The organism is Arthrobacter russicus (assembly GCF_031454135.1).
GTDB lineage: Bacteria > Actinomycetota > Actinomycetes > Actinomycetales > Micrococcaceae > Renibacterium > Renibacterium russicum.
Map to the genome: position 1 here is coordinate 637366 of NZ_JAVDQF010000001.1, position 20948 is coordinate 658313.

Annotated in this window: 17 protein-coding genes; 10 read left to right on the plus strand and 7 right to left on the minus strand. The window is 65.8% G+C overall.

Going from position 1 to position 20948, the window contains the following annotated elements; genetic code table 11:
• The first annotated feature begins 19 nt into the window (after positions 1-19).
• From JOE69_RS03005 to JOE69_RS03045, 9 genes are all read left to right on the plus strand, one after another.
• Positions 20-910: a Rossmann-fold NAD(P)-binding domain-containing protein gene (locus tag JOE69_RS03005; RefSeq protein ID WP_309795993.1), complete on the plus strand. Its 891-nt coding sequence runs from the start codon at positions 20-22 to the stop codon at positions 908-910.
• 124 nt (positions 911-1034) lie between these two features.
• Positions 1035-1874, plus strand: coding sequence for a serine/threonine-protein kinase (locus JOE69_RS03010; RefSeq protein WP_309795995.1), 840 nt, complete (start codon positions 1035-1037; stop codon positions 1872-1874).
• 152 nt (positions 1875-2026) lie between these two features.
• Positions 2027-2263: a penta-EF hand family protein gene (locus tag JOE69_RS03015; RefSeq protein WP_309795997.1), complete on the plus strand. Its 237-nt coding sequence runs from the start codon at positions 2027-2029 to the stop codon at positions 2261-2263.
• 182 nt (positions 2264-2445) lie between these two features.
• The gene (locus JOE69_RS03020; RefSeq protein ID WP_309801107.1) at positions 2446-3885 is read left to right on the plus strand and encodes a fumarylacetoacetate hydrolase family protein; all 1440 of its coding nucleotides are present in this window, start codon (positions 2446-2448) and stop codon (positions 3883-3885) included.
• Complete coding sequence (locus JOE69_RS03025) at positions 3882-4544, plus strand: GntR family transcriptional regulator (protein ID WP_309796000.1); 663 nt, start codon at positions 3882-3884, stop codon at positions 4542-4544. Before JOE69_RS03020 ends, JOE69_RS03025 begins: the two co-directional genes overlap by 4 nt.
• A gap of 8 nt (positions 4545-4552) precedes the next feature.
• Positions 4553-5497: a 4-hydroxy-tetrahydrodipicolinate synthase gene (dapA, locus tag JOE69_RS03030; protein ID WP_309796002.1), complete on the plus strand. Its 945-nt coding sequence runs from the start codon at positions 4553-4555 to the stop codon at positions 5495-5497.
• Entirely contained in the window at positions 5494-7005 is a 1512-nt protein-coding gene (gene hpaE, locus JOE69_RS03035; RefSeq protein ID WP_309796003.1) for a 5-carboxymethyl-2-hydroxymuconate semialdehyde dehydrogenase, read from the plus strand. Before dapA ends, hpaE begins: the two co-directional genes overlap by 4 nt.
• The gene (gene hpaD / locus JOE69_RS03040) at positions 7002-8084 is read left to right on the plus strand and encodes a 3,4-dihydroxyphenylacetate 2,3-dioxygenase (protein WP_309796004.1); all 1083 of its coding nucleotides are present in this window, start codon (positions 7002-7004) and stop codon (positions 8082-8084) included. The genes hpaE and hpaD overlap by 4 nt, the downstream gene beginning before the upstream one ends.
• A gap of 90 nt (positions 8085-8174) precedes the next feature.
• Positions 8175-9506, plus strand: coding sequence for an MFS transporter (locus JOE69_RS03045; protein WP_309796006.1), 1332 nt, complete (start codon positions 8175-8177; stop codon positions 9504-9506).
• A 28-nt stretch (positions 9507-9534) separates the two neighbouring features.
• On the opposite strand, the gene JOE69_RS03050 is transcribed toward JOE69_RS03045, so the two are convergent.
• From JOE69_RS03050 to JOE69_RS03060, 3 genes are all read right to left on the minus strand, one after another.
• Entirely contained in the window at positions 9535-11184 is a 1650-nt protein-coding gene (locus JOE69_RS03050) for an amidohydrolase (protein ID WP_309796008.1), read from the minus strand.
• A 169-nt stretch (positions 11185-11353) separates the two neighbouring features.
• The gene (hpaB, locus tag JOE69_RS03055; RefSeq protein ID WP_296363605.1) at positions 11354-12820 is read right to left on the minus strand and encodes a 4-hydroxyphenylacetate 3-monooxygenase, oxygenase component; all 1467 of its coding nucleotides are present in this window, start codon (positions 12818-12820) and stop codon (positions 11354-11356) included.
• A gap of 47 nt (positions 12821-12867) precedes the next feature.
• A complete protein-coding gene (locus tag JOE69_RS03060; RefSeq protein ID WP_309796011.1) occupies positions 12868-13434 on the minus strand; it encodes a flavin reductase family protein in 567 nt (188 codons plus the stop codon).
• Positions 13435-13525: 91 nt separating this feature from the next.
• On the opposite strand from JOE69_RS03060, the gene JOE69_RS03065 reads away from it, so the two are divergent.
• Positions 13526-14230, plus strand: coding sequence for an IclR family transcriptional regulator (locus JOE69_RS03065; RefSeq protein WP_309796014.1), 705 nt, complete (start codon positions 13526-13528; stop codon positions 14228-14230).
• A gap of 27 nt (positions 14231-14257) precedes the next feature.
• On the opposite strand, the gene JOE69_RS03070 is transcribed toward JOE69_RS03065, so the two are convergent.
• The 4 genes from JOE69_RS03070 to JOE69_RS03085 all read right to left on the minus strand — a co-directional run bounded on the left by JOE69_RS03070 (position 14258) and on the right by JOE69_RS03085 (position 20906).
• A complete protein-coding gene (locus tag JOE69_RS03070; protein WP_309796016.1) occupies positions 14258-15550 on the minus strand; it encodes an MFS transporter in 1293 nt (430 codons plus the stop codon).
• Positions 15551-15616: 66 nt separating this feature from the next.
• Positions 15617-18673, minus strand: coding sequence for an AAA family ATPase (locus tag JOE69_RS03075; RefSeq protein WP_309796019.1), 3057 nt, complete (start codon positions 18671-18673; stop codon positions 15617-15619).
• Positions 18670-19824, minus strand: a complete 1155-nt coding sequence (locus JOE69_RS03080; RefSeq protein ID WP_309796021.1) for an exonuclease SbcCD subunit D — start codon at positions 19822-19824, stop codon at positions 18670-18672. Before JOE69_RS03080 ends, JOE69_RS03075 begins: the two co-directional genes overlap by 4 nt.
• Before the next feature lie 89 nt (positions 19825-19913).
• Positions 19914-20906, minus strand: a complete 993-nt coding sequence (locus JOE69_RS03085) for an MIP/aquaporin family protein (RefSeq protein WP_309796023.1) — start codon at positions 20904-20906, stop codon at positions 19914-19916.
• Between the last annotated feature and the right edge of the window lie 42 nt (positions 20907-20948).

The window sequence follows — 20948 nt, forward strand, 5'->3', positions numbered from 1 at the left end:
GCCCTACAGACTCTGGACCATGTTTCGTCTGAATGATCTTAGATTGACTACCTTCATGACCTCAAGAGAAAAGCCCAGAAAAGTCCTCGTCACCGGCGCGACCGGACGAACCGGCAGCCGAATTGTCGACCGGCTGGCAGCACGCGGCGTTGCATATCGCGCCGGATCCAGAATCGGCGACCCTCGTTTTGACTGGCATGATCGACTCAGCTGGCCCGCTGCATTGAACGGAATTGACGCTGTCTACCTTTGTTATGCGCCAGATTTGGCTGCCCCCGGCGCCGCTGAATTGATCGGTGAATTCACCGCCGCAGCAGCCGCCGCGGGCGTGCGACATGCAGTCCTGCTCACCGGGCGCGGCGAAGCAGGCGCGGAACGTGCAATAAAGGCAGTCCAGTCGAACATCTCAGAGTGGACAATTCTTCAAGCGTCCTGGTTTGCGCAGAATTTCAGCGAACATGTGCTGCTCGGCCCAATCCAGCGCGGCCGGTTGCTCTTGCCCGCTGGCGAGGTGCACGAACCGACCATCGATTTGGACGACTTTGCCGACGCCGCAGTGAATGTCCTCACCGAAGACGGCCATGCGGGCCGGACCTACGAGCTCACCGGACCGGAATCACTGAGCTTCGCGCAGATGGCGCAACGACTTTCTGCGGCTACCGGCCGCGAAATCAGTTACCACGCAAGCGATGTCGCCGAGTTCGTCGCAGATTTGGCGATTGCGGGCATACCGGCCGAAGATGCAGTGCCTTTGGCCGAGATGCTTAGCAGCATTTTCGACGGCCGAAATGCCGAGGTAAGTGAAGATCTCGCCGCAATCCTGGGCCGGCCGACGCGGAGCTTCGCCGAGTATGCCAACGCAGCGGCAAGCACCGGGCTCTGGCACGCCAGCGACCCGGCAGGAGTCTAAAAACAAGCCGACGACGGCGGCGACGCGCCAAGACTGGTGCGTTTCCGCCGTCGTCGGCCTTTGCGGGTTTAAACTGAAGCGCAAAGCCACATGTGTTCACTTCCCACTCATTTTGAGGAACGCAATGGACCGCAATTTTGCTGACCCCGCGCGTGAGCGCTTACTACTAGACCGCTACCGACTGGCCGAACGGATCGGCATCGGAGCCTGCGCCGCGGTCTTCCGAGCCGAAGACCTGCGGCTCAAACGCAACGTGGCGGTCAAGATCTTCTCCCCCGGACCCACCAGTTGGGAATCCGAACTGGCGATCCTGTGCCGGCTGCAGCATCCGTTCCTGGTCGGCATTCTGGATTCGGGCAGCTGGGACGACGAATTCGAAGGCACCCGCCCGTTCCTGGTGATGGAATTCATCGACGGTTGCGACCTGCGCACCCTGCTGGCGCGGCATCCTGGCGGATTCACCCCGGCCAAAACTGCCCGCCTCGGCTGGGCACTGGCCCAGGGCCTCGACGCGGTGCATTCGGACGGCGTCGTGCATCGGGACGTGAAGCCGGCGAACATCCTGATGGGCGGCTCCGGATTGCCCAAGCTCTGCGACTTCGGAGTCTCCAGGCTGCACGACGGTGCCGAAGCCACGATCCCCGGGGTGACCATCGGCACCGCGAGCTACCTCAGCCCGGAACAGGCGCTGGGCGAACCAGTCCACGCCAGTGCGGACATCTACTCCCTGGGCCTGGTGCTTCTGGAGTGCCTCACCGGGGCCAAAGTATTCCCGGGATCGGCTTTGGAGGCTTCGATCGCCCGACTGCTCCATGACCCGTCGATACCGGAGTGGATCGACACCGATTGGCGGCAACTGCTCACTGCGATGACGGCACGCGGCGCCGCCCAACGACCGACTGCCGCCGAATGCGGCGAGGCGCTCTTCGAGTTGCAGCTTCGACAGCCCGCACACGCCGCCTGATCACTCGTTGAGTGGCCGGATCTGCAGGTCAAAACCCAGTTTTGGCCTGCAGATCCGGCCACTCGGCATCCTCTATTTTGCGATAATCAAGCATGCTTGACGACCCTCGTCCCGAAATCGAGTTGAGTGTGGATTACGGCTACACTTGGCCGATGTCCACGATCTTCTGGGAGAAAGAGCCCGATTGGCCGGGGCTGCTGCCAGCGCAGCTCTACAAAGATCTCAAAGGATGGGCTCATTTCTTCAACGAGCATGCGGATCATGGAACCGGACTGTTCGGATCGGAGGAATTGCGCAGGCACTTCGATCTGGAAGGCTTCCGGCTCCGCGACGAACTAGAACAAGCAGTTGGTGACAAGTTCCGGTTCAGGTTGCGACTCTGGTTCTGAAAGACCACCGCGCCGAGCGTTGACCTATGGCGGCTTTGCCGGGTTGAATCCAACCACAAGTCAACGCTCGGCGAGCCAAAATCTCCTTGACGTGACGCGCACCACGTCCTAGGCTGATCGTATACGATTTGATATCTTATTCATCTGAACTGAGGAGCACTGCTGTGGGTTCGGGCAATCGAATGATCGACGACGTGATCGGCACAGCGGGCAAAGTCATCGCAGTGCACATCAACTACCCGTCCCGCGCGGCACAACGCGGGCGTACCCCGAAACTCCCCTCATACTTCCTCAAACCGTCGAGCTCGCTCAGCACCAGTGGCCTGGTCGAACGTCCGCAGGGCTGCGAACTGCTCGGTTTCGAAGGTGAAATCGCGCTCATCATCGGCACCGCAGCCCGCCGCGTCTCCCCCGCCGAAGCCTGGCCGCACGTGCAATGGGTAACCGCCAGCAATGACCTCGGCGTCTACGATCTGCGCTACGCGGACAAAGGCTCCAATCTCCGTTCCAAAGGCGGTGACGGCTTCACTCCGATCGGTCCGGGATTGATCGCCGCTGCCGAGGTCGACCCCGCCGGATTGCGCATCCAGACCTGGTGCAACGGCGAACTGGTGCAGGACGACGACACTGCGGATTTGCTCTTCCCGTTCAGCCAGCTGATCGCGGACTTGAGCCAGCTGATCACCCTGGAACCGGGCGATGTCATCCTCACCGGCACGCCTGCCGGCGCTTCGGTCGCGGTGCCCGGCGACGTCGTCGAAATCGAAGTTTTTGCCGGCGGCACGTCCACCGGCAAGCTGCGCACCGAGGTGACTGAAGGCACCGCTCCGTTGGCCGACTACGGTGCCCGGCCCCAGGCCGACGATTTGCAACGCGCCGAGGCCTGGGGAACGCCGGCCGCGGTGCCGGAACCCGCTCTGACCCCGGAGCTCAAGGCCAAACTGGCCCGGGTCGCCACCGCCACGCTGAGCTCGCAGTTGCGCAAACGCGGATTCAACAACGTCTCGATCGACGGCCTCTCCGCCACTCGACCGGGTGAAAAGGTCGTCGGAACCGCACGGACCTTGCGCTACATCCCGAACCGGGAAGACCTGTTCAAGGAGTTCGGCGGCGGCTACAACGCGCAGAAACGGGCCATCGACTCGCTCAACGAAGGCGAAGTGCTGGTCATGGAGGCCCGCGGCGAAAAAGGCACCGGAACCCTCGGCGACATCCTTGCCTTGCGGGCCATGCACAATGGTGCGGCGGCGATCATTTCCGACGGCGGTGTGCGTGACTACACCGCGGTCGCCGAGCTGGAGCTGCCGGTCTTCGCAGCCAATCCGCATCCGGCGGTGCTGGGCCGCAAACACGTGCCGTGGGCGGTCGATGAGACCGTCGGCTGCGGCGGCGCCGCAGTGCAGCCCGGTGACATCATCGTGGCCGACGACGACGGCATCCTGGTCATCCCGCCGGCTCTGGCCGCCGAATTGGCCGACGACTCCTTGCAGCAAGAACACGAGGAGAGCTTCATCGCGCAAATGGTGCGGGAAGGCCACGCAGTGGACGGGCTGTACCCGATGAACGCCGGTTGGAAAGAAAAATACGCGGTGTGGGCCCAGGAAAACCCACTGCAGCGATGAGCGTCGAAACCGGGGCAACCAGCAAGTCCGAACTCGCCTACAACTCGATCCGAAACCGCATCCTCTCCGGCGAATATGCTCCCGGGCACCGGCTGGTGCTGTCCCGGATCGCCGAGGACCTCGCGGTCAGCGTCGTCCCGGTACGCGAAGCGATCCGGCGGCTCGAAGCCGAGAAGCTGCTCACTTTCGAACGGAATGTCGGCGCCACGGTGGCCGGCATCGACCCCACGGAATACCTGTACACGATGCAGACCCTGAGCATCGTGGAAAGTGCCGCGACGGCACTCTCCCTGCCCGCGCTCGGCGCGGTGGACCTGGCCGAGGCGCAACGGATCAACGCGGCGATGAAGGACTGCCTGGCGCAATTCGATCCGGTGCGCTTCACCTCGCTCAACCACGACTTCCACGAAGTGCTGTACCGGTCCTGCCCCAACCCGCACCTTCTGGATCTGGTGCACCGCGGCTGGAACCGGCTCAACGCACTGCGCACCTCGACCTTCAACTTCATCCCCGGGCGCGCCGCACAGTCGGTCGCCGAACACGAAGAGCTGCTTCGGCTCATTGAATCGCGCGCAGCCCCGGACGTGGTCGAGGCCGCCGCCCGGGCACACCGCTCCGCCACCCTCGACGCCTATCTCAGCCAACAAAAATCCGCATAGGGAGAACCATGAAATTCCGTTCCGATCCGGCGACACATTTACGCGGATCCTTTGCCGCGATGTTCACCCCGTTCCGCGACTCAGGTGCGGTGGACCACGATTCGCTGTGCCGTATGGTCGAGTGGCAGATCACCTCGGGCTCGCACGGCGTCACCATCGGCGGTTCCACCGGGGAACCCGGTGCGCAGTCCGTCGAAGAACGCGCCGAAGCGATCCGCACCGTGGCCGCCGCCGTCGGCGACCGGGTGCCGTTCCTGGCTGGAACCGGCACCGCGCAGCTGCCGGAGACCCTCGAGTTGACCCAAGCCGCATTCGACGCCGGCGTCGACGCCTCGATGATCATCACGCCGTACTACGCCCGGCCCACGCAGGAAGCCCTCTACCAGTGGTACGCCACGATCGCCCGGGAATTCCCGAGCATGCCGTTCATCATCTACAACGTGCCCTCGCGCACCGCCGTCGACATCGCCCCGGAAACCGTCGGCCGCTTGTTCCGCGATTTCGAGAACATTGTGGGCATCAAGGAAACCACCAAGGACTTCGAGCACTTTTCCCGGGTGCTCCACGTGGCGGGCAAGGATCTGCTGGTCTGGAGCGGGCTGGAGTTGCTCTGCCTGCCGCTCATGGCGCTCGGCGGCGTCGGATTCATCTCCGCACTGGCCAACATCGCGCCCAAAGCCTCCGCGGACATGTACAACGCCTGGATCGCGGGCGATCTGGAGACCGCGCAGCGCATCCACTACGGCGTGCATCCGTTGGTCGACCTGCTCTTCGCGGAAACCAATCCGGCGCCGGCCAAATGGCTCATGGCGCAGCGCGGTTTGATCTCCTCAGACTACGTGCGCCCGCCGCTGATCCACCCGACCGAGGGCGGATTGGTGAAGATCAATGCCTTGCTCGACGCCGGCAAGGACTACCTGACGCCAGTCGACGCTACTGAGGTGACCGCATGAGCCAGCACTACATCCCGGAGAATCTGCCGGCCAAAATCCAGCACTACATCAACGGCGAGTTCGTCGATTCGATCAACGGCGCCACGTTCGAGGTGCTCGACCCGGTGTCCAACACCACGTACACCACAGCTGCGGCCGGGCAGAAGGAAGACATCGACGCCGCAGTCGCCGCAGCGCGTGAAGCATTCGTCAACGGCCCCTGGCCTCGGATGAAAGCCCGGGAACGCGCCCGGGTGTTGAACCGGATCGCCGACGCCGTGGAGGCTCAGGAGGACCGGCTCGCCGAGCTGGAAACCTTCGACACCGGCCTGCCGATCAAGCAGGCCCGTGGTCAGGCGCAGCGCGCGGCGGAGAACTTCCGGTTCTTCGCAGACCTGATCGTGGCCCAGTTCGACGACGCCATGAAGGTCCCCGGTCTGCAGATCAACTACGTGAACCGTAGACCGATCGGCGTCGCCGGCCTGATCACGCCGTGGAACACCCCGTTCATGCTGGAATCCTGGAAACTGGCACCCGCGCTGGCCACCGGCAACTGCGTGGTGCTCAAACCGGCCGAATTCACCCCGCTTTCGGCCTCGCTCTGGGCGACGATCTTCAAAGACGCCGGCCTGCCCGACGGTGTGTTCAATTTGGTCAACGGCCTCGGCGAAGCAGCCGGCGACGCCTTGGTGAAGCACCCGGATGTGCCGCTGATCTCCTTCACCGGCGAGACCACCACCGGGCAGACCATCTTCCGGAACGCCGCCGAGCACCTCAAGGGCCTGTCCATGGAGCTCGGCGGTAAGTCGCCCGCAGTGATCTTCGAGGATGCGGACCTGGACGCCGCGATCGATTCCACTTTGTTCGGCGTGTTCTCGCTCAACGGCGAGCGCTGCACCGCGGGATCCCGGATCCTGGTGCACCGCAGCGTGTACGACGAGTTCTGCGAGCGCTATGCGGCCCGGGCCAAGAACATCGTGGTGGGCGATCCGCACGATCCGGCCACCGAGGTCGGCGCATTGGTGCACCCGGAGCACTACGCCAAGGTGATGTCCTATGTGGAAATCGGCAAGAACGAAGGCCGGCTGCTGGCCGGTGGCGGGCGGCCGGACGATCTGCCCGCGGGTCAAGAGAACGGCAGCTACGTCTCCCCCACGGTTTTCGCCGACGTCGCACCCAGCGCGCGGATCTTCCAAGAGGAGATCTTCGGTCCGGTGGTGGCGATCACGCCTTTCGACACCGATGAAGAGGCGCTCCAGTTGGCGAACGGCGTGAAATACGGCCTGGCCGCGTACATCTGGACCCGGGACCTGACCCGGGCGCACAACTTCGCGCAGCGTACCGAAGCCGGCATGGTCTGGCTCAACTCGCACAATGTCCGAGACCTGCGGACCCCGTTCGGCGGGGTTAAAGCTTCCGGCCTCGGCCACGAGGGCGGCTACCGTTCAATCGATTTCTACACCGACCAGCAAGCCGTGCACATCACGCTCGGCGCCGTGCACACGCCGAAATTTGGAGCCAGCAAATGAGCACCCCCGTCGACCGCGCCCAGGAGTTCCAAGCTGAGGCCCCGAACATCGTCCGCTGCGCCTACCTCGACCTGGTCGTCACCGATCTGGCCGCGTCGAGGGCGTTTTACGTCGATGTGCTGGGCCTGCACGTCACCGAGGAAGACGATGAGGTGATCTACCTCCGTTCCTTCGAGGAATTCATCCACCACAACCTGGTCCTGCGCAAAGGACCGGTGGCGGCTGCCGCCGCTTTCGCCTACCGGGTGCGTACCCCGGAAGACGTGGACAAGGCCGAGGCCTGGTACGCCGAGCGCGGCTGCCGCACGGAACGCCGTCGTACCGGCTTCACCAAGGGCATCGGCGACTCGGTCCGGGTGGAAGACCCGCTGGGCTTCCCGTACGAATTCTTCTACGACACCGAGCACGTCGAGCGGCTCACCCAGCGCTACGACTTGTACAACGCGGGTGAACTGGTCCGGTTGGACCACTTCAACCAAGTCACGCCGGACGTGCCGAAAGGCCGGGCCTACCTCGAGGACTTGGGTTTCAAGGTCTCCGAAGACATCAAGGATTCCGACGGCGTCACCTACGCCGCCTGGATGTACCGCAAGCAGACCGTGCACGATACCGCGTTGACCGGCGGCGACGGACCGCGGCTGCACCATATCGCCTTCTCCACCCACGAGAAGCACAACATCATCCAGATCTGCGACAAAATGGGCGCGCTGCGGATCTCCGACCGGATCGAACGCGGTCCCGGGCGGCACGGCGTCTCCAACGCGTTCTACCTCTACATCCTGGACCCCGACGGGCACCGGGTGGAGATCTACACGCAGGATTACTACACCGGCGACCCGGACAACCCGACGGTCACCTGGGATGTGCACGACAACCAGCGCCGGGACTGGTGGGGCAACCCCGTGGTGCCGAGCTGGTACACCGAGGCCTCGCCCGTGCTGGACCTCGATGGCAATCCGCAGCCGATCACGGCTCGGGAAGACAAGTCGGAGCTGGCCGTGACGGTGGGGGCCGACGGTTTCTCCTACACCCGGGAGCCCGGCGAAGAAAAAGGCTTCAAACTCGGCAAGCAACTTTAGCCAGGGGCCCATCGCGGTGCCCACCACACCGCAGCCCTCCATCCGGCCTTCGTGCCAACCAATGTTAGAGCCACGGACGAAGGAGTTCGGATGAGCAATACCGCAATCGCTCGCAAGAAGATGTCCGGCGAAGACCGCAAGGTCCTTGCCGGGACGCTGGTCGGCACCACCATCGAGTGGTACGACTTCTTCATCTATGCCCAGGCCGCAGGTCTGGTTTTCGCCCAGCTGTACTTCGCCCCGCTCGGGCCGGCCAACTCGCCGGTGGCCCAGTTGTTCGCTTGGGCCTCGGTGGGCATCTCGTTCCTGTTCCGCCCGCTCGGCGCGATCGTGGCCGGGCATCTGGGCGATCGGATCGGCCGCAAGGCGATGCTCGTGCTCACCTTGATCATGATGGGCACGGCCACTGCCCTGATCGGGGTGTTGCCGACCTTCGTGCAGATCGGGATCTGGGCTCCGCTGCTGTTGACTTTGTTGCGGATTCTGCAGGGCTTCTCCGCGGGCGGCGAGTGGGGCGGTGCCGCATTGATGGCGGTGGAACACGCACCGACGGCCCGGCGCGGGCGGTGGGGCGCGTACCCGCAAATCGGGGTTCCGGTGGGTCTGATTCTGGCCTCGTCGGTGATCTTCGTGCTCAATGCGGTCCTGGGCGCCGAACAGTACCTGGCCTGGGGCTGGCGGATTCCGTTCCTGGTCTCTGTGCTGCTGATCGTGGTGGGCTACGTGATCCGCCGGACCGTGGCGGAGAGCCCGGTGTTCAAAGAGCTCGCCGAGCGCAAACGCGAGTCCTCGGCCCCGCTGGTGCAGTTGTTCCGGAAGAACACCAAAGAAGTCATCCTCACCGCTCTGATCTTCATCGGCAACAATGCGGTGGGCTACCTGCTGATCGCTTTCTTCTCTTCCTACGCCACCAAGACCCTGAAGATGCCCACCGGCACGGTGTTGCCGATCGTCATGGTCGGCGCGCTCAGCTGGTTGGTGTTCTCGCTCTACGGCGGGGCGCTCTCGGACCGGATCGGCCGGGTGCGCACGTTCCAGATCGGCTACCTCGCATTGATCGTCTGGATGCTGCCGATGTTCTTGCTCATCGACAGCACGAATATCTGGTTGTTCCTGATCGCGGTGGTGGTGATGGGCTTCGGCTTGGGGCTGTCCTACGGGCCGATGTCCGCGCTGTACGCCGAGATGTTCCCGGTGCAGGTGCGCTATTCCGGAGTCTCCATCGGTTACGCCTTGGGCGCGATCCTCGGCGGCGCCTTCGCTCCGCTGCTCTCGCAATGGCTCCTGGACAACACCAAGTGGTCCGGCAGCATCGCGGTCTACATGATCGTGCTCTGCCTGATTTCGCTGGTCGGCTTGTCCTTCGTGAAAGAGCCCCGCGGGGTGGGCCTGCGGGTTGCCGACGCGGCGCTGAAGGCCTGACGCCGGCGGTCCGGGCGATCGCTCGGGTTCAGCGACGCTCGAAGACCTGCTCCCCGGCGAACCAGGTCTGCGCCACCTGCAGATCCGGCAATGCCTCGACCGGCAGTTCGTAGGGACTCGATGCCAGCACCACGAAATCCGCGGACCGGCCAGGCGACAGGGCCCCGGTGACGTCGTCCAGGCCACAGATCCGGGCGGCGTCGCCGGTGACCGCGGCCAGCGCCTCATGCAGGCTGATCGCTTGTTCCGGCCAGAGTGAACCCGGTGTCCGGCGCTGCGGATCCTGCCGGGTGACCAGCCCGTAAACCGCCTGGAAGACATTCGGTTCGAACTCCGATTGCCAATCCGATCCGACGCCGAGCAGCGCTCCGGAATCGAGCAGATCCCGGTTCGGGTGCAGTCTGCTGCCGCGGGGCTCGCCCAGCACCTGGGCGATCACCCCGGTCAGCGGTCCGGGGTACCAAAGCCCCGGCGAGATGTCCGCGGCCACGCCGAGTTCGGCCAAGCGCGGTAGATCTGCCGGATCGATGAACTGCCCGTGCGCCAATTGGTAGCGCACGGTGTGCAGTCCGGCCGCCCGGACATCCGCGACCGCATCGAGGAAGGTCCGGACCGCGGCGTCGCCGGTGCAGTGCACTTTGGCCCCGATGCCCCGCTCGGCAGTGCTGCGCAGCCAGCGCCGGAGCTCGGCGCCGTCCATGGCCGGTTCGCCCTGCCCGCCGTCCGGGAGCACCGGGGATTTCGGATAGGGCTGCAAGAAGCAGGCCGTGCCGGCCGGCGGCACCCCGTCCAAGAAGATCTTCACGAAGTCCGGCCGATGGCGCGCACTGCGGGTCTGCTCCCGTGCTCCGATGATCCCCTCGCCCAACGGCGATACACCGAACAATGGATCATTCGCCAGCATCGAAGTCACCACCCAGGCTTTCAGCCGACCCTGCCGGTCCAGGCTGGCGAGTGCCTCCATCTGCTGCAGCGAGCTCGCACCGTCTTGGAAAGCCGTGATCCCATGGCTGTGCAACTGCCCGACGGCGTGCGCGCTGAATCGCTCGAGGTCCGCCAGGCCGAACGGCTGGTCCTGCGCGATCGCCAGATCGGCGAGCACCGCTGCGCGTTCCAACAGCACTCCGGATGGTTCGCCGTCTCCGGCGTGCAGGATCTTCCCGCCCTCCGGATCCGCGCTGCCGGCATCGATGCCCAACCGGCGCAGTGCGGCTGGGCTGACCCAGCGGTTGTGGATGCTGTCGTCCCGGAGCATCACCTTCCGCCCCGGCGCGGCGGCGTCCAGCCGGCGTCGGGCCTCGGCGGTGTTCAGTCCGGACAGGTCATTGCTGGACCAGCTCCCGCCGACGATCCAGTCGGCCTCGGGCCGCTTGACCGCGAATTCCCGCACCGCTTCGAGCAGCACGTCCAATGGCCTGTCCGAAGCCACCCGGACCTCGGACAGCGCGGCCTGGCCGGCCAACGAGTGGTGGTTGTGCACGTCGACGAAACCGGGCAGCACGGCTTGCCCGGCCAGATCCAGACGGACCGTCCGATTCCCGACGAACTGTTCTGCGGCCCGGCCCAAGGCCAGCACCTTGCCGGCGCCGACCGCCATCGTGGTTTCCGGCGGCGAGCCGTCGGCGCGCACGTCGATCCGGGCGCTGGTGAGCAGCAAGTCCGCAACTGCCTCGGCCATGGTGGATCCTTCCGTCTCCCCCAGTCCAGCACTCCGGAAGCGCCCAGGCCATGCCCCTGCGGTCAGCGAACCGGGCAAATTCACGCGCGAACGCACACTTGGTGCGGGAGTTTTCGGAAAACTCCCGCACCAAGTGTGCGTTCGCGCGTATGTTGGGAGGCGGCGGGGGTCAGTCCTCGCGGGTCAGGAACTCGCGGACCCGTTCCCGGACCGGCTCGCGGTCGTAGGAGTTCACCAGCGCCCCGGCCATCCGCACCGGATCGCCGAAGAAGAAGTACTCGTAGAGCGCTTGGCGACCGGAGAACGAGGAAATCGATGCATCGTAGGCGAGCTTGAACAAACGCACCCGCTCCGGGCCGGTCAGCGTCTTGGCCTGCAGGTACAACTCGATGTCCGCCAGCGCGTCCGAGTTCACATCCGCCTCACCCGGCAGTGCCATCAAGCCGCTCGCGGAGAATTTCCGGATGATCTGCGGGAAGCGCTGCGCCACTTTGGGGTACCAGTTGCGCGCTGCGTTGAGACTGGACCACTTGGGCAGCATCACGCCGTCCTCGCTGAGCGCGGCGTCCGCTTCCGAGGCGCGCATCAGGGCTTTGCCGATCTCCACGGTCTGGATCAGTTCGGCCAGGTCCTCCTGGATGTGCTGGAACCCGTCGATGCCGATCGACGCCGCCAATTCCGAGGCCAAACCCAGGAAGAATTCGCTCTTGGCGATGGTCCGGGTAACCACCTGGTGCGTCATCAACGCGCCGGCCCCGGTTTCCGAGTAGAACCCGTTGCACAGCTCCGGGTGGCCCAACATGAAGATGCGTTCCTTCGGCACGAAGACGTTGTCGAACACCACCACGGCGTCCATTTCCTCGAAGCGCGAAGCCAGCGGCTCATCATGGACGCTCTTGCCGTTGTAGAGCGAGGTGCGGCACAGGTAGCGCACGCCTTCGGCATCGTTCGGAATCGCGAAGGCGTAGGAATACGGCGCGTCCTCCGGCGTTCCGCGCAGCACCGTCGACGGGAAGACCAGCAGCTCGTCGGCGATCGGCGCAATCGTAGCGAGCATCCGCGCGCCGTGGATGACGATGCCGTCCTCGCGCTCCTCGATGATCCGCGCGGCGAGCTGTCCGCCGAGCTGTTCCGAACCGGAAACCGAGCGGTTCACCTGCGGCGGAATCAGCGTGTGCGTGGCCAGCAGATCGTTTTCCCGGCAGTGCTCGTAGTAGGCCCGGATGTTCGCGCCGAAGTCGATCCCGGAGTCGTCGCCGGCTTTCGCGAACCACTTCTCCGCCGCGGCGAGCGCGGTGAGCGAGGAGTTCATGTAATCGCCGGTGCGGCCCAGGAAGCCGTTGGAGTACTCCGCCCAGGTGGAGATCGCCGCGCGCCGGTGCGCCAGGTCTTCCTGGGTCCGCGGGATCAGGAACGAGGCATTGACCTTGTCGCCGGTGCTCGGCGAGGTGAAGGTCAGCGCATCCTGGTACTTCGGATCGTGCTGCATGTCGAAAAGCTTCGCGTAGGTGCGCGCTACATTGGCGAAAGCGGGGTGCTCGGCGATGTTTTCGCTGACCACCTCGCCGTCGATGACCACGTGCGGACGCATTGCGTTCAGCTTGTCCAAGTACTGCTGGCCGGTACGGATACCCATGGCTTCTGCTTTCTTCGGGAGGGGATGTGAGATGTTCGACGGCGGCTTCAGAGCAAGTCTTCGACGCCCAGTTGGCTTTCTGGAATGGTGGTGAACCGGCTGTTCGCAAAGGCCAGGGCATCACCGTTGCGGTAATCGAAGTCGACCACTTCACCGAGGTAGAGCGTGTGGTCGCCGCCGTCGTATTCGGCCCAGGGTTTGCATTCGAAGAATGCCAGCACGTTCGCCAGCCGCGGTGCGACCTGCCCTTCCGCCCAGACCGGCTCGTGTGCGGGGCGTCCGGCGAAGTGCATGGCCAGCCCTTGCTGTTCGGCGCCCAGGATGTTGACCGTGAAAGGCCGATTCTTGAGTTCGTTGTGCGCCTTGGTGCTCCGGGCGATCGAAACCAGCACCAGAGGCGGGTCCATGGAGACCGAGGTGAAGGAATTCACGGTCAGCCCGTGCCGCTTGCCGGGCGCTTCGGCGATGCCGGCCCCGTCGAAAGTCACGATCGCCACGCCAGTGGCGAATCGACCGAGCGAACCCCGGAAATGATGCTCGCGGGGGCGCAGGGTACGGCGCCCGGGCTGGTCCGATGCCGGTGCGTTCACACTGTCTCCCTCGATTGCGTCCATGGATTCGAGCGTCTTTGAATGTTCTATTATCGAACATCATGTGCTAATAATGAACTATATCAATTCGTGAGCCACGCCACAAGGGAGCTTCATGGCCGCCAACGACGCAGCGCACTCGCAAACCCTCTCCCGGGGCATCCGCGCCCTGGAGATCTTGGCCGAAGCCTCCGGGGCCATGAGCATCGCCGAGCTCTCCGAAGCCCTGGGCGTGCACCGGTCGATCGCCTACCGGATCCTGCGCACGCTCGAGGACCATTCGTTGGTGATCCGCGATGCGGCCGGACGGGTGTCCCCGGGCGCCGGACTCGCGGTGCTCGCCCGGAGCGTCTCGCATGACCTGCAAAGCGCCGCGATGCCGGAGCTGAGCCGAATCGCCGAAGAATTCGGCATGACGGCCTTCATCGGGGTCTGGGACCGGGCGGACTGCGTCACCCTGGTCACGGTCGAACCACGGCATACCGGCCCGACCGTGGCGCAGCGCCCCGGAACCCGGCACCCGCTCTCCCTCGGCGCGCCCGGGATGGCGATCCAATCGGTGCTCAGTGAGGCCGAATGGCAGCTCGCAGCACCCGGGCAACCGTACCGCGCCCAGTCGCACCAGGCGGCCCGGGAGGGTTACGCGGTCAGCCACGACGAGGTGATTCCCGGGCTGAATTCGGTTGCCGCACCGATCATTCTGCCCGGCCGGCATCCGGCAGCGATCGCAGTGGTCTACATTCGGTCCGAGCTCCCGGTCGCGACGATCGGCGAGCGGCTGCGCGACGCCGCATCCGCCATCGAGAATGCCCTGCGCTGAACCGGCCCCGCGGCCCCGGGCATCGGTTCAAGCAGCCCGGCGCAGCCGCAGCGCGGTGACCAGACCGAGCACGAACAACAGGAAGGCCGCCACCACCGGAACGATGAACGCTTGGTGGTAGCCCTGGTTCTGCGCGAGCGAACCGGCGATCGAGGCACCGATCGCGGTGCCCGCAACGATCCCGCTGGCCAACGCGGTCATCACGGTGCCCAGCCAGCGTCGTGGCGCCACGATGCCGCCGATCGTGAAAATCGTGACCATGGTCGGACCCACTGGAATGCCGAGCAGGAACAACACCACGAGCATCGGCCAAATGCCCTGCGGCAGCAACAACAGCCAGGCCATTGCCGCCATCAGGGCCGCTGCGGCGACCCAACGCCAGCGGGGCACTAAACTACGCGGCCAATATGCGACCGACAAAGCTGCCGCGGCCGAGCTCAGACCCATCACGGCGTACAGCAAGCCGGCCAGTTCGGCACCGCCAGCGTCCGCAGCGACCTCGCCGGCGAAGGCGCTGAGCGACGTCTGGGTGGCGCCGAAGAACGTGCCCATGCAGACCATGCCCAACACCGGCACGGCCACGGTGAGCCAAAGCCAACGGTCAGTCGGGGCTTCGGCCAGTCCCGGCGTCTGCTTTCCGCCGCGCAGCACCGGCACCGCATCCACCGTGCGGTGCAGCGCGAACAAGACCACCAGGGTCAGGGTCAGGCTCGCGGCGAGCGCCAAGGGCAGCCAAGGTGCGATGAACGAAGCCAGCAGGCCCACGAGCGCCGGACCCAGCACGAAAGTCAACTCGTCTGCGGTGCTCTCGTAGGACAGTGCAGTGTCCAGCACGGCATCACGCCGCTCCGCGGGCGCACGCCGGACCAAGGCCATCCAACGCACCCGTGCCAACGGGCCGACTTGCGGGGAGGTTGCGCCGACCAGCCAAGCCGAAAGCAGCACCCAGAGCATGGCCTGGGGGGTGAAGCCCTCCGGACTGCCCGCGGTCGAATAGCTCAGGAACAGCACCAGCGCCACCGCTGCGGCATTCGCCAAGGCCGCCGTGATCAGCACCGGCTTCTGCCCGAGCCGATCGGCCAGAAAACCCAGCAGCGGTGCGCCCATGGCCGAGCCAATGCCGACTGCACCGGCGCCGAAGCCGCCGATGGCATACGACTGGCTCACTGCGGTGAGCAAGGTCAGTACCCCGACGGTGAGCATCGCCAGCGGCAAACGGGCGAAAAGGCCCAAGGGAAGGAATCCGCCGCCGGAGAGACCGATCAGCTGGGAAAAGCGACCGCCCGCGGGGGTCGTCGAAAGAGCAGGTTCTGCAGTCATTGAAATCCGTATGCCAAAAAGACGTGCATCGTCCCTCCGCCCGATGCACCCGACCCGGATACCCGACTATTCTAGCCGATCTGAGGTCTGCGCCCGCAGCGTGGAACCCTGCCGCCCCTTCACCACGTGCAATTGCTGCGGAATCCGGAGCTTGAGCTCGGCAACATGGCTGACCAGGCCCACGGTGCGTCCGCTGTCCCGCAGCCCCTCGATCGAGGCCATCACCATTTCCAAGGACTCCTCGTCCAAGCTTCCGAAACCTTCGTCGACGAACAACGTGTCGATGCGCATGCCCCCGGACTCGCGTTGCACCACATCTGCCAGGCCAAGCGCCAAGGCCAGGGACGCCATGAACGATTCCCCGCCGGAAAGCGTGCTGGTGTCCCGGCTTTGCCCGGTCCAGCCGTCGACCACCTCCAGGCCAAGACCGGACTTCTTGTTGCCGCCGGCCAAAGCGTCGGTGTGCGCGAGCAGATACCGACCGTCGCTCATCACCTGGAGCCGTTCCGAAGCAGCCTCCGCGACCTGCTCCAGGCGGGCGGCGAGCACATAGGCGCTCAGCGGCATTTTGAACTCGTTTTGGCCGAGTCCGCGCGCGGTCTCGGCCAGCCCGGTGAGCAGTTCGGCCCGGGCCCGTTCCGGTGCGGTTTGCTGCTCCAATTCGGCATGCCGGGCAGCTGCCCGTTGGACTGCGGCCAGGCTCCGACCGCAGAGCTGGTGCTGCAAGCCGGCTCGTTCTGCCTGCGTAGTGGCCGTTTGGACGGCACTGCGCAGTTCCTGCAGCGCCTCCGGCCCGAGCGCGGAAACGCCGTTCGCGCGCTCGGTTGCCGCCTGCCGGACCGGCTCGGCATCGAGCCGCTGGCGCACCCGGATGGCGGCGTCCTGGAAGGCGGCATTCGCCGCAGCTGCTTCGGCCAAGACTCCGTCCTGCTGCAGCGCGGCGGCGATCTCCGAGACGGAGCCAAACGGACTGCCGGCGAGTTTCCGGGCCATCGCCGATTCGGCCGCAGCGAGCTCCGCGGCCGCGGTTTCCGCCGATCGCCGGGTGCCGAGCGCCGCGCTCAACAAGGATTCGTCCTGTGCCAACTCGGCCAGCCGGCTGGCCAGCGACTGATGGCCGGCCAGCCAGGCGGCGACCTTGCTCTGGCGTTCTCCGATGGCACGCTGCAGCGAGGCACAGGCCGCCCGCTGCTCCTGGACCTGCGCTCTGGCTTCAGCGGCCGCGGCCAAGGCCGCTTCGAGCCGGGGTTCCAAGCTGGCAAGTTCCGCGCCGTACTGCAGCAACTGCTGCTGCGCCGATTCCGATTCCTGCGCCTGCGCCGCGGACCGCGCCACCGCGGCGGCCAGCTGGTCCGCATCGCGGTCACCGCCCAAGGCGGCGAAAGCAGCCAGTTCGGCGGCCGCCTGATTGACCGAATCCCGGATCACCGCGACGTCCGATTCGCGCCGCTCGTGGTCTTCGCGCGCCCGTTCCTCCTCCGCCACCAGCTGCAGACTCGTGCCTTTCAAGTCGGACGGCGCCGGGTGCTCGGTTGCCCCGCAAACCGGACACGGATCGCCCTCGGCCAGTCCAGCGGCCAACTCCCCTGCCGCCCGTTCGAGGCGCGCCTGCATCAGCCCCAGCCAACCGGCTTTCGATGCCAGTTGGGCAGACTCCGCGGCACGCAGCTCGAGGTCCAGGGCCCGGAGCCGGATTTCGGTGCCGCGGAATCCTTCGCCGGCGTCCGCCTCGGCTTTCGCCCGTTGCGCCGCCGAATTCCGCGACTCGAGCAAGCCGGCGTCGGCCGAAACCGAGCTCCGCTGCTCGATCAGCGCGTCCCGTTCTGCCAGCAACGAGTCGCCGAGCTCTTCGGCCGCGGACAAGCGCTTCCCGGCTGCCTCCGCTTCGGCCGCGGCTTGCTCCGCTTCACGCTGTTGGCGCAGCAATTGGGCTTCTTCCGGCAGCAGGGACCGGACCACCGCGATACTCGCGGCGAGCGCTTTGGCCGCCGCCTCCAAGCTGCTGGCGGTCGGGCCTTGCCCAGCCGGGGCATCCGCGCCGGGAATCCACGAGCCTCGGTCCTCGAGTTTCCGTTGCGCGGCCGCCTGATCCTGCCGGGCCAGCTCGTCGGCCGCCTCGGCCGCCTGCAGCCGGTCCAGATCGGGGCTGAGATCCTGCGCGGCCCGGTGCTGTTCGAGTACGCGGACCCTGGCCAGCTGATCGGCCTCGCCCGCCTGCACGAGTTCCGCCGCGACTTCGGCGGCCGCCAATTCGGCATGCCTGGCCGCCAGATTTTCGGCAGCGCCGAGTTCCGCCGCAGCCCGGGCCGCGGCTTCCGCCGCCTGTTGGGCCGAGGCCGAAAGCTCGGCCTGCCGTTCGGCCAGAACCCCGAGCAGATGTTCGAAGTCGGCTGGCCCGGCGTCCGGGTTCGGCGTCGGACCGTCCTGCGCCGCCTCCGGCGACGCCGGGAGGAATTCTTCGGCCTGCAAGCGCGCCGCGTGCAGGATTTCGGCGAGTTGTTGCTGCGCCGACTGCACGCCGTCCTGCGCCGAACTCGCGGATTCGAGCAATTTCTGTTCCAGCGAGCGGAATCGTCCGGTGCCGAACAGCTGCTGGAGCAGGACCTGGCGTTCTTTGATGTCCGCCCGCAGGAAGGCCGCGAATTCGCCTTGCGCGAGCATCACCACCTTGGTGAACTGCTCCCGGTTCATGCCCAGCAGCGCCTGGATCTGGTGTGCTGCCTCGTCGTTCCGGCTCGACAACGCGACCCATTCGCCATCGAGCTTTTCCGAAAGCAGCGCCTGGGCGTTTTCGCGCACCGTCGACGAGCCACGCTTGGCCGGGCGCAGCCAGGCCGGGCTGCGGAGGATCCGGAACTGCCGGCCGGGAATGCTGAACTCGAGCAGGACTTCCGGTACCAGGTCTGCCGGGGCATGGTCGCTGCGCAACCGCTGACCGCTTTGCCGGACCCCGGGGACGCTGGCAAAGAGCGCAAAACAGATGGCATCCAAAACACTGCTCTTGCCGGCTCCGGTCGCCCCTTCGAGCAAAAACAGCCCCTGCTCGCCCAATCGGTCGAAATCGACCACCTGACGTTGCACGAAAGGACCGAATGCCTGGATTTCCAGCCGGTGGATTCTCATGCCGAGCCTTCTGCGGCACGGACCTCGTCGACGGCGGCAGCAAGCATCGACGCTTCCGTCGCGTTGATCGGGGCTGACCTGACGTGTTCGAAAAAGCTGGCGCTGATCTCCAGATCGCTTTGCGCCTCGGCGATTCGCCGCGCATAGCTCTGCCGCACCGGCCTGGCCCCGAGAGGCGGTTCGTGCTCCAGCACCAAGGTCAGCGGGAACCGCTCGCGGAGCTTTTCCATCGCCTGCACCGGCCTGCGTTCATCGGTCAGCGTGACCTGGCAATAAGCGTCCGCCGAATCCGCGAAACGGGGCTCCGCGAGCAACTCCGCGAGCGTGCCCCGCAGCACAGACAGGGCCCGCTCGGCCGGCCAGCTGATCGGTTTCACCGACTCCAACCCGGTGGCGGAAAGCTCCACCAGCCACCCGCCCTTGGCCTGATCTGCTTCCGCAAAGGAATAGGCCAGCGGCGAGCCGCTGTAACGCACCGATTCGGACAATCGCTGTCTACCGTGCAAATGGCCCAACGCGACGTAATCGAAGCCCTCGAAAAGGTCCAACGGCACCGCTCCGATCCCGCCGGAACGCATCCCGCTGAGCTCCCGTTCGCTACTTGAACCGATCCCGCCGCTGGCGAAAGTGTGTGCCATGAGCACTGTCCGGGTTCCCGGCCGGGCGGCGGCATCGGCATGCACCCGGCGCAGCGCCGCAGCGGTGACCGACTCGTGGTCCGGAGCCTCGACGTCGAGCTCCGCCGCCACCATCCGCGGTTCCAAATAGGGCACCGCGTAGACCGCGATCTTGCCGCCGTCGAAAAGCACCGGCCGGTCCAGGTCCGCGACGGCGGCCCGGATGTGCACGCCGCCATGGCCCAGGATTTCGCTCGCGAAGCCCAACCGGCTCGCCGAGTCGTGGTTCCCGCTGCTGATCACGACCTCGACGCCGGCCGCCCGCAACCGGGCCAGCGTGGCACTGAAAAGCCGGACCACGTCGACCGGAGGCAGCGCCCGGTCATAGACGTCCCCGGAGATCAGCAAGACGTCGACCTGTTCGTGCTCCACCGTCGCCAGCAGCTGGTCGATGAACCGTTGCTGGGCGGCCAGCAGCCCGACGCCGTGGAAGGACCGGCCCAAATGCCAATCGGAGGTGTGCAGGAAACGCATAGCGCAAGCCTATGGGGTGCCACCGACAGCCGAAAAAACAGCCGGGCCCGTGAACCGGGCCCGGCTGTTGGGGACTGCTGCGGCTTCGGCTACTTCTTGTCGCCGGCCGAGCCTTTGGCCGGACCGTCGAAGAAGTCCTTGGCTTCGGGGTCGACTACGGGCTCGTCGGCGACCAAGGAGCGGGCCGGCACCGGCTTCGCCGCGGCCTTGGCCGGAGCCGGGGCATCGGCTTCTTCGGTATCGGCCTCTTCGTCGGCATCCGCCAATTCCACCGAGTCGACTTCGGCAGCCGCCGGCTTCTTGCCGCTATCGCCTTCCGGAACCACAAAACCGCGGTAGATCAAGCCGGCCAACGCGGCACCGACCAGCGGTGCCACCCAGAAGACCCAGAGCTGTCCGAGCGCATTGCCGCTGGAAAAGAACACCACGGAGATCGAACGGGCCGGGTTCAGTCCGGCATTCGTCAGCGGCAGCATGGCCAGAATCAAGACTGCGTAGGTGAAGCCGATCGCGATCGGGGCCACCGCCTTGTTCACCGAGGGGCGCCAGGCGGCAAGCACTACCGCGACCAGGACCGCACCGCCCACCAGCTCGATCAAGAGCGCGCTGTACAGCGGAAGCTGGTTCGGCGAGCTGGTTTCAAAACCGTTGGCCAGCGCCTGGAAAACCGTGCCGATCCCGCCGCCGGTGCTGGATTGCGTGCGGAATACCGGCAGCGAATTGAAGATCACGAAGAGCACGAGCCCGGCGAACAAGGCTCCGAGCACCTGCACCACGACGTAGTACAGCGCGTGCAGCCACTTGACCCGTCCGGCGATCGCCGAAGCGAGCGAGACGGCCGGGTTGAAGTGGCCGCCGGAGACCTTGCCGAACAGGATCGTGACCGCGACCAGGGACAGACCGAAGCCCAAGGCCACCGAAAGCGAGTTCCCGGTCTGCTGCACGGCCGACAACGTCGTTCCGATGCCGCCGAAGATCAGGATGAACGTGCCCAGGAATTCCGCTCCCAGGCGGGCGACGAGCGAGTGCTCGCGGGGTGTGCTTTCGAGCTCGGTTTCTTCTGAAGCGGTGGCCACAGCCATATCATTCCTTTGTTCGGGAGGCGGTCGGGGAATACCTGGAGA

What these genes read in the sequence shown, in the direction of transcription:
- JOE69_RS03060 (WP_309796011.1), bottom strand. Translation starts at nt 13,434, where the DNA reads ATGGACGCAATCGAGGGAGACAGTGTGAACGCACCGGCATCGGACCAG.
- JOE69_RS03005 (WP_309795993.1), top strand. Translation starts at nt 20, where the DNA reads ATGTTTCGTCTGAATGATCTTAGATTGACTACCTTCATGACCTCAAGA.
- JOE69_RS03080 (WP_309796021.1), bottom strand. Translation starts at nt 19,824, where the DNA reads ATGCGTTTCCTGCACACCTCCGATTGGCATTTGGGCCGGTCCTTCCAC.
- JOE69_RS03045 (WP_309796006.1), top strand. Translation starts at nt 8,175, where the DNA reads ATGAGCAATACCGCAATCGCTCGCAAGAAGATGTCCGGCGAAGACCGC.
- hpaD (WP_309796004.1), top strand. Translation starts at nt 7,002, where the DNA reads ATGAGCACCCCCGTCGACCGCGCCCAGGAGTTCCAAGCTGAGGCCCCG.
- JOE69_RS03025 (WP_309796000.1), top strand. Translation starts at nt 3,882, where the DNA reads ATGAGCGTCGAAACCGGGGCAACCAGCAAGTCCGAACTCGCCTACAAC.
- JOE69_RS03075 (WP_309796019.1), bottom strand. Translation starts at nt 18,673, where the DNA reads ATGAGAATCCACCGGCTGGAAATCCAGGCATTCGGTCCTTTCGTGCAA.
- JOE69_RS03015 (WP_309795997.1), top strand. Translation starts at nt 2,027, where the DNA reads ATGTCCACGATCTTCTGGGAGAAAGAGCCCGATTGGCCGGGGCTGCTG.
- JOE69_RS03050 (WP_309796008.1), bottom strand. Translation starts at nt 11,184, where the DNA reads ATGGCCGAGGCAGTTGCGGACTTGCTGCTCACCAGCGCCCGGATCGAC.
- JOE69_RS03070 (WP_309796016.1), bottom strand. Translation starts at nt 15,550, where the DNA reads ATGACTGCAGAACCTGCTCTTTCGACGACCCCCGCGGGCGGTCGCTTT.
- hpaE (WP_309796003.1), top strand. Translation starts at nt 5,494, where the DNA reads ATGAGCCAGCACTACATCCCGGAGAATCTGCCGGCCAAAATCCAGCAC.
- JOE69_RS03085 (WP_309796023.1), bottom strand. Translation starts at nt 20,906, where the DNA reads ATGGCTGTGGCCACCGCTTCAGAAGAAACCGAGCTCGAAAGCACACCC.
- JOE69_RS03020 (WP_309801107.1), top strand. Translation starts at nt 2,446, where the DNA reads ATGATCGACGACGTGATCGGCACAGCGGGCAAAGTCATCGCAGTGCAC.
- JOE69_RS03010 (WP_309795995.1), top strand. Translation starts at nt 1,035, where the DNA reads ATGGACCGCAATTTTGCTGACCCCGCGCGTGAGCGCTTACTACTAGAC.
- dapA (WP_309796002.1), top strand. Translation starts at nt 4,553, where the DNA reads ATGAAATTCCGTTCCGATCCGGCGACACATTTACGCGGATCCTTTGCC.
- JOE69_RS03065 (WP_309796014.1), top strand. Translation starts at nt 13,526, where the DNA reads ATGGCCGCCAACGACGCAGCGCACTCGCAAACCCTCTCCCGGGGCATC.
- hpaB (WP_296363605.1), bottom strand. Translation starts at nt 12,820, where the DNA reads ATGGGTATCCGTACCGGCCAGCAGTACTTGGACAAGCTGAACGCAATG.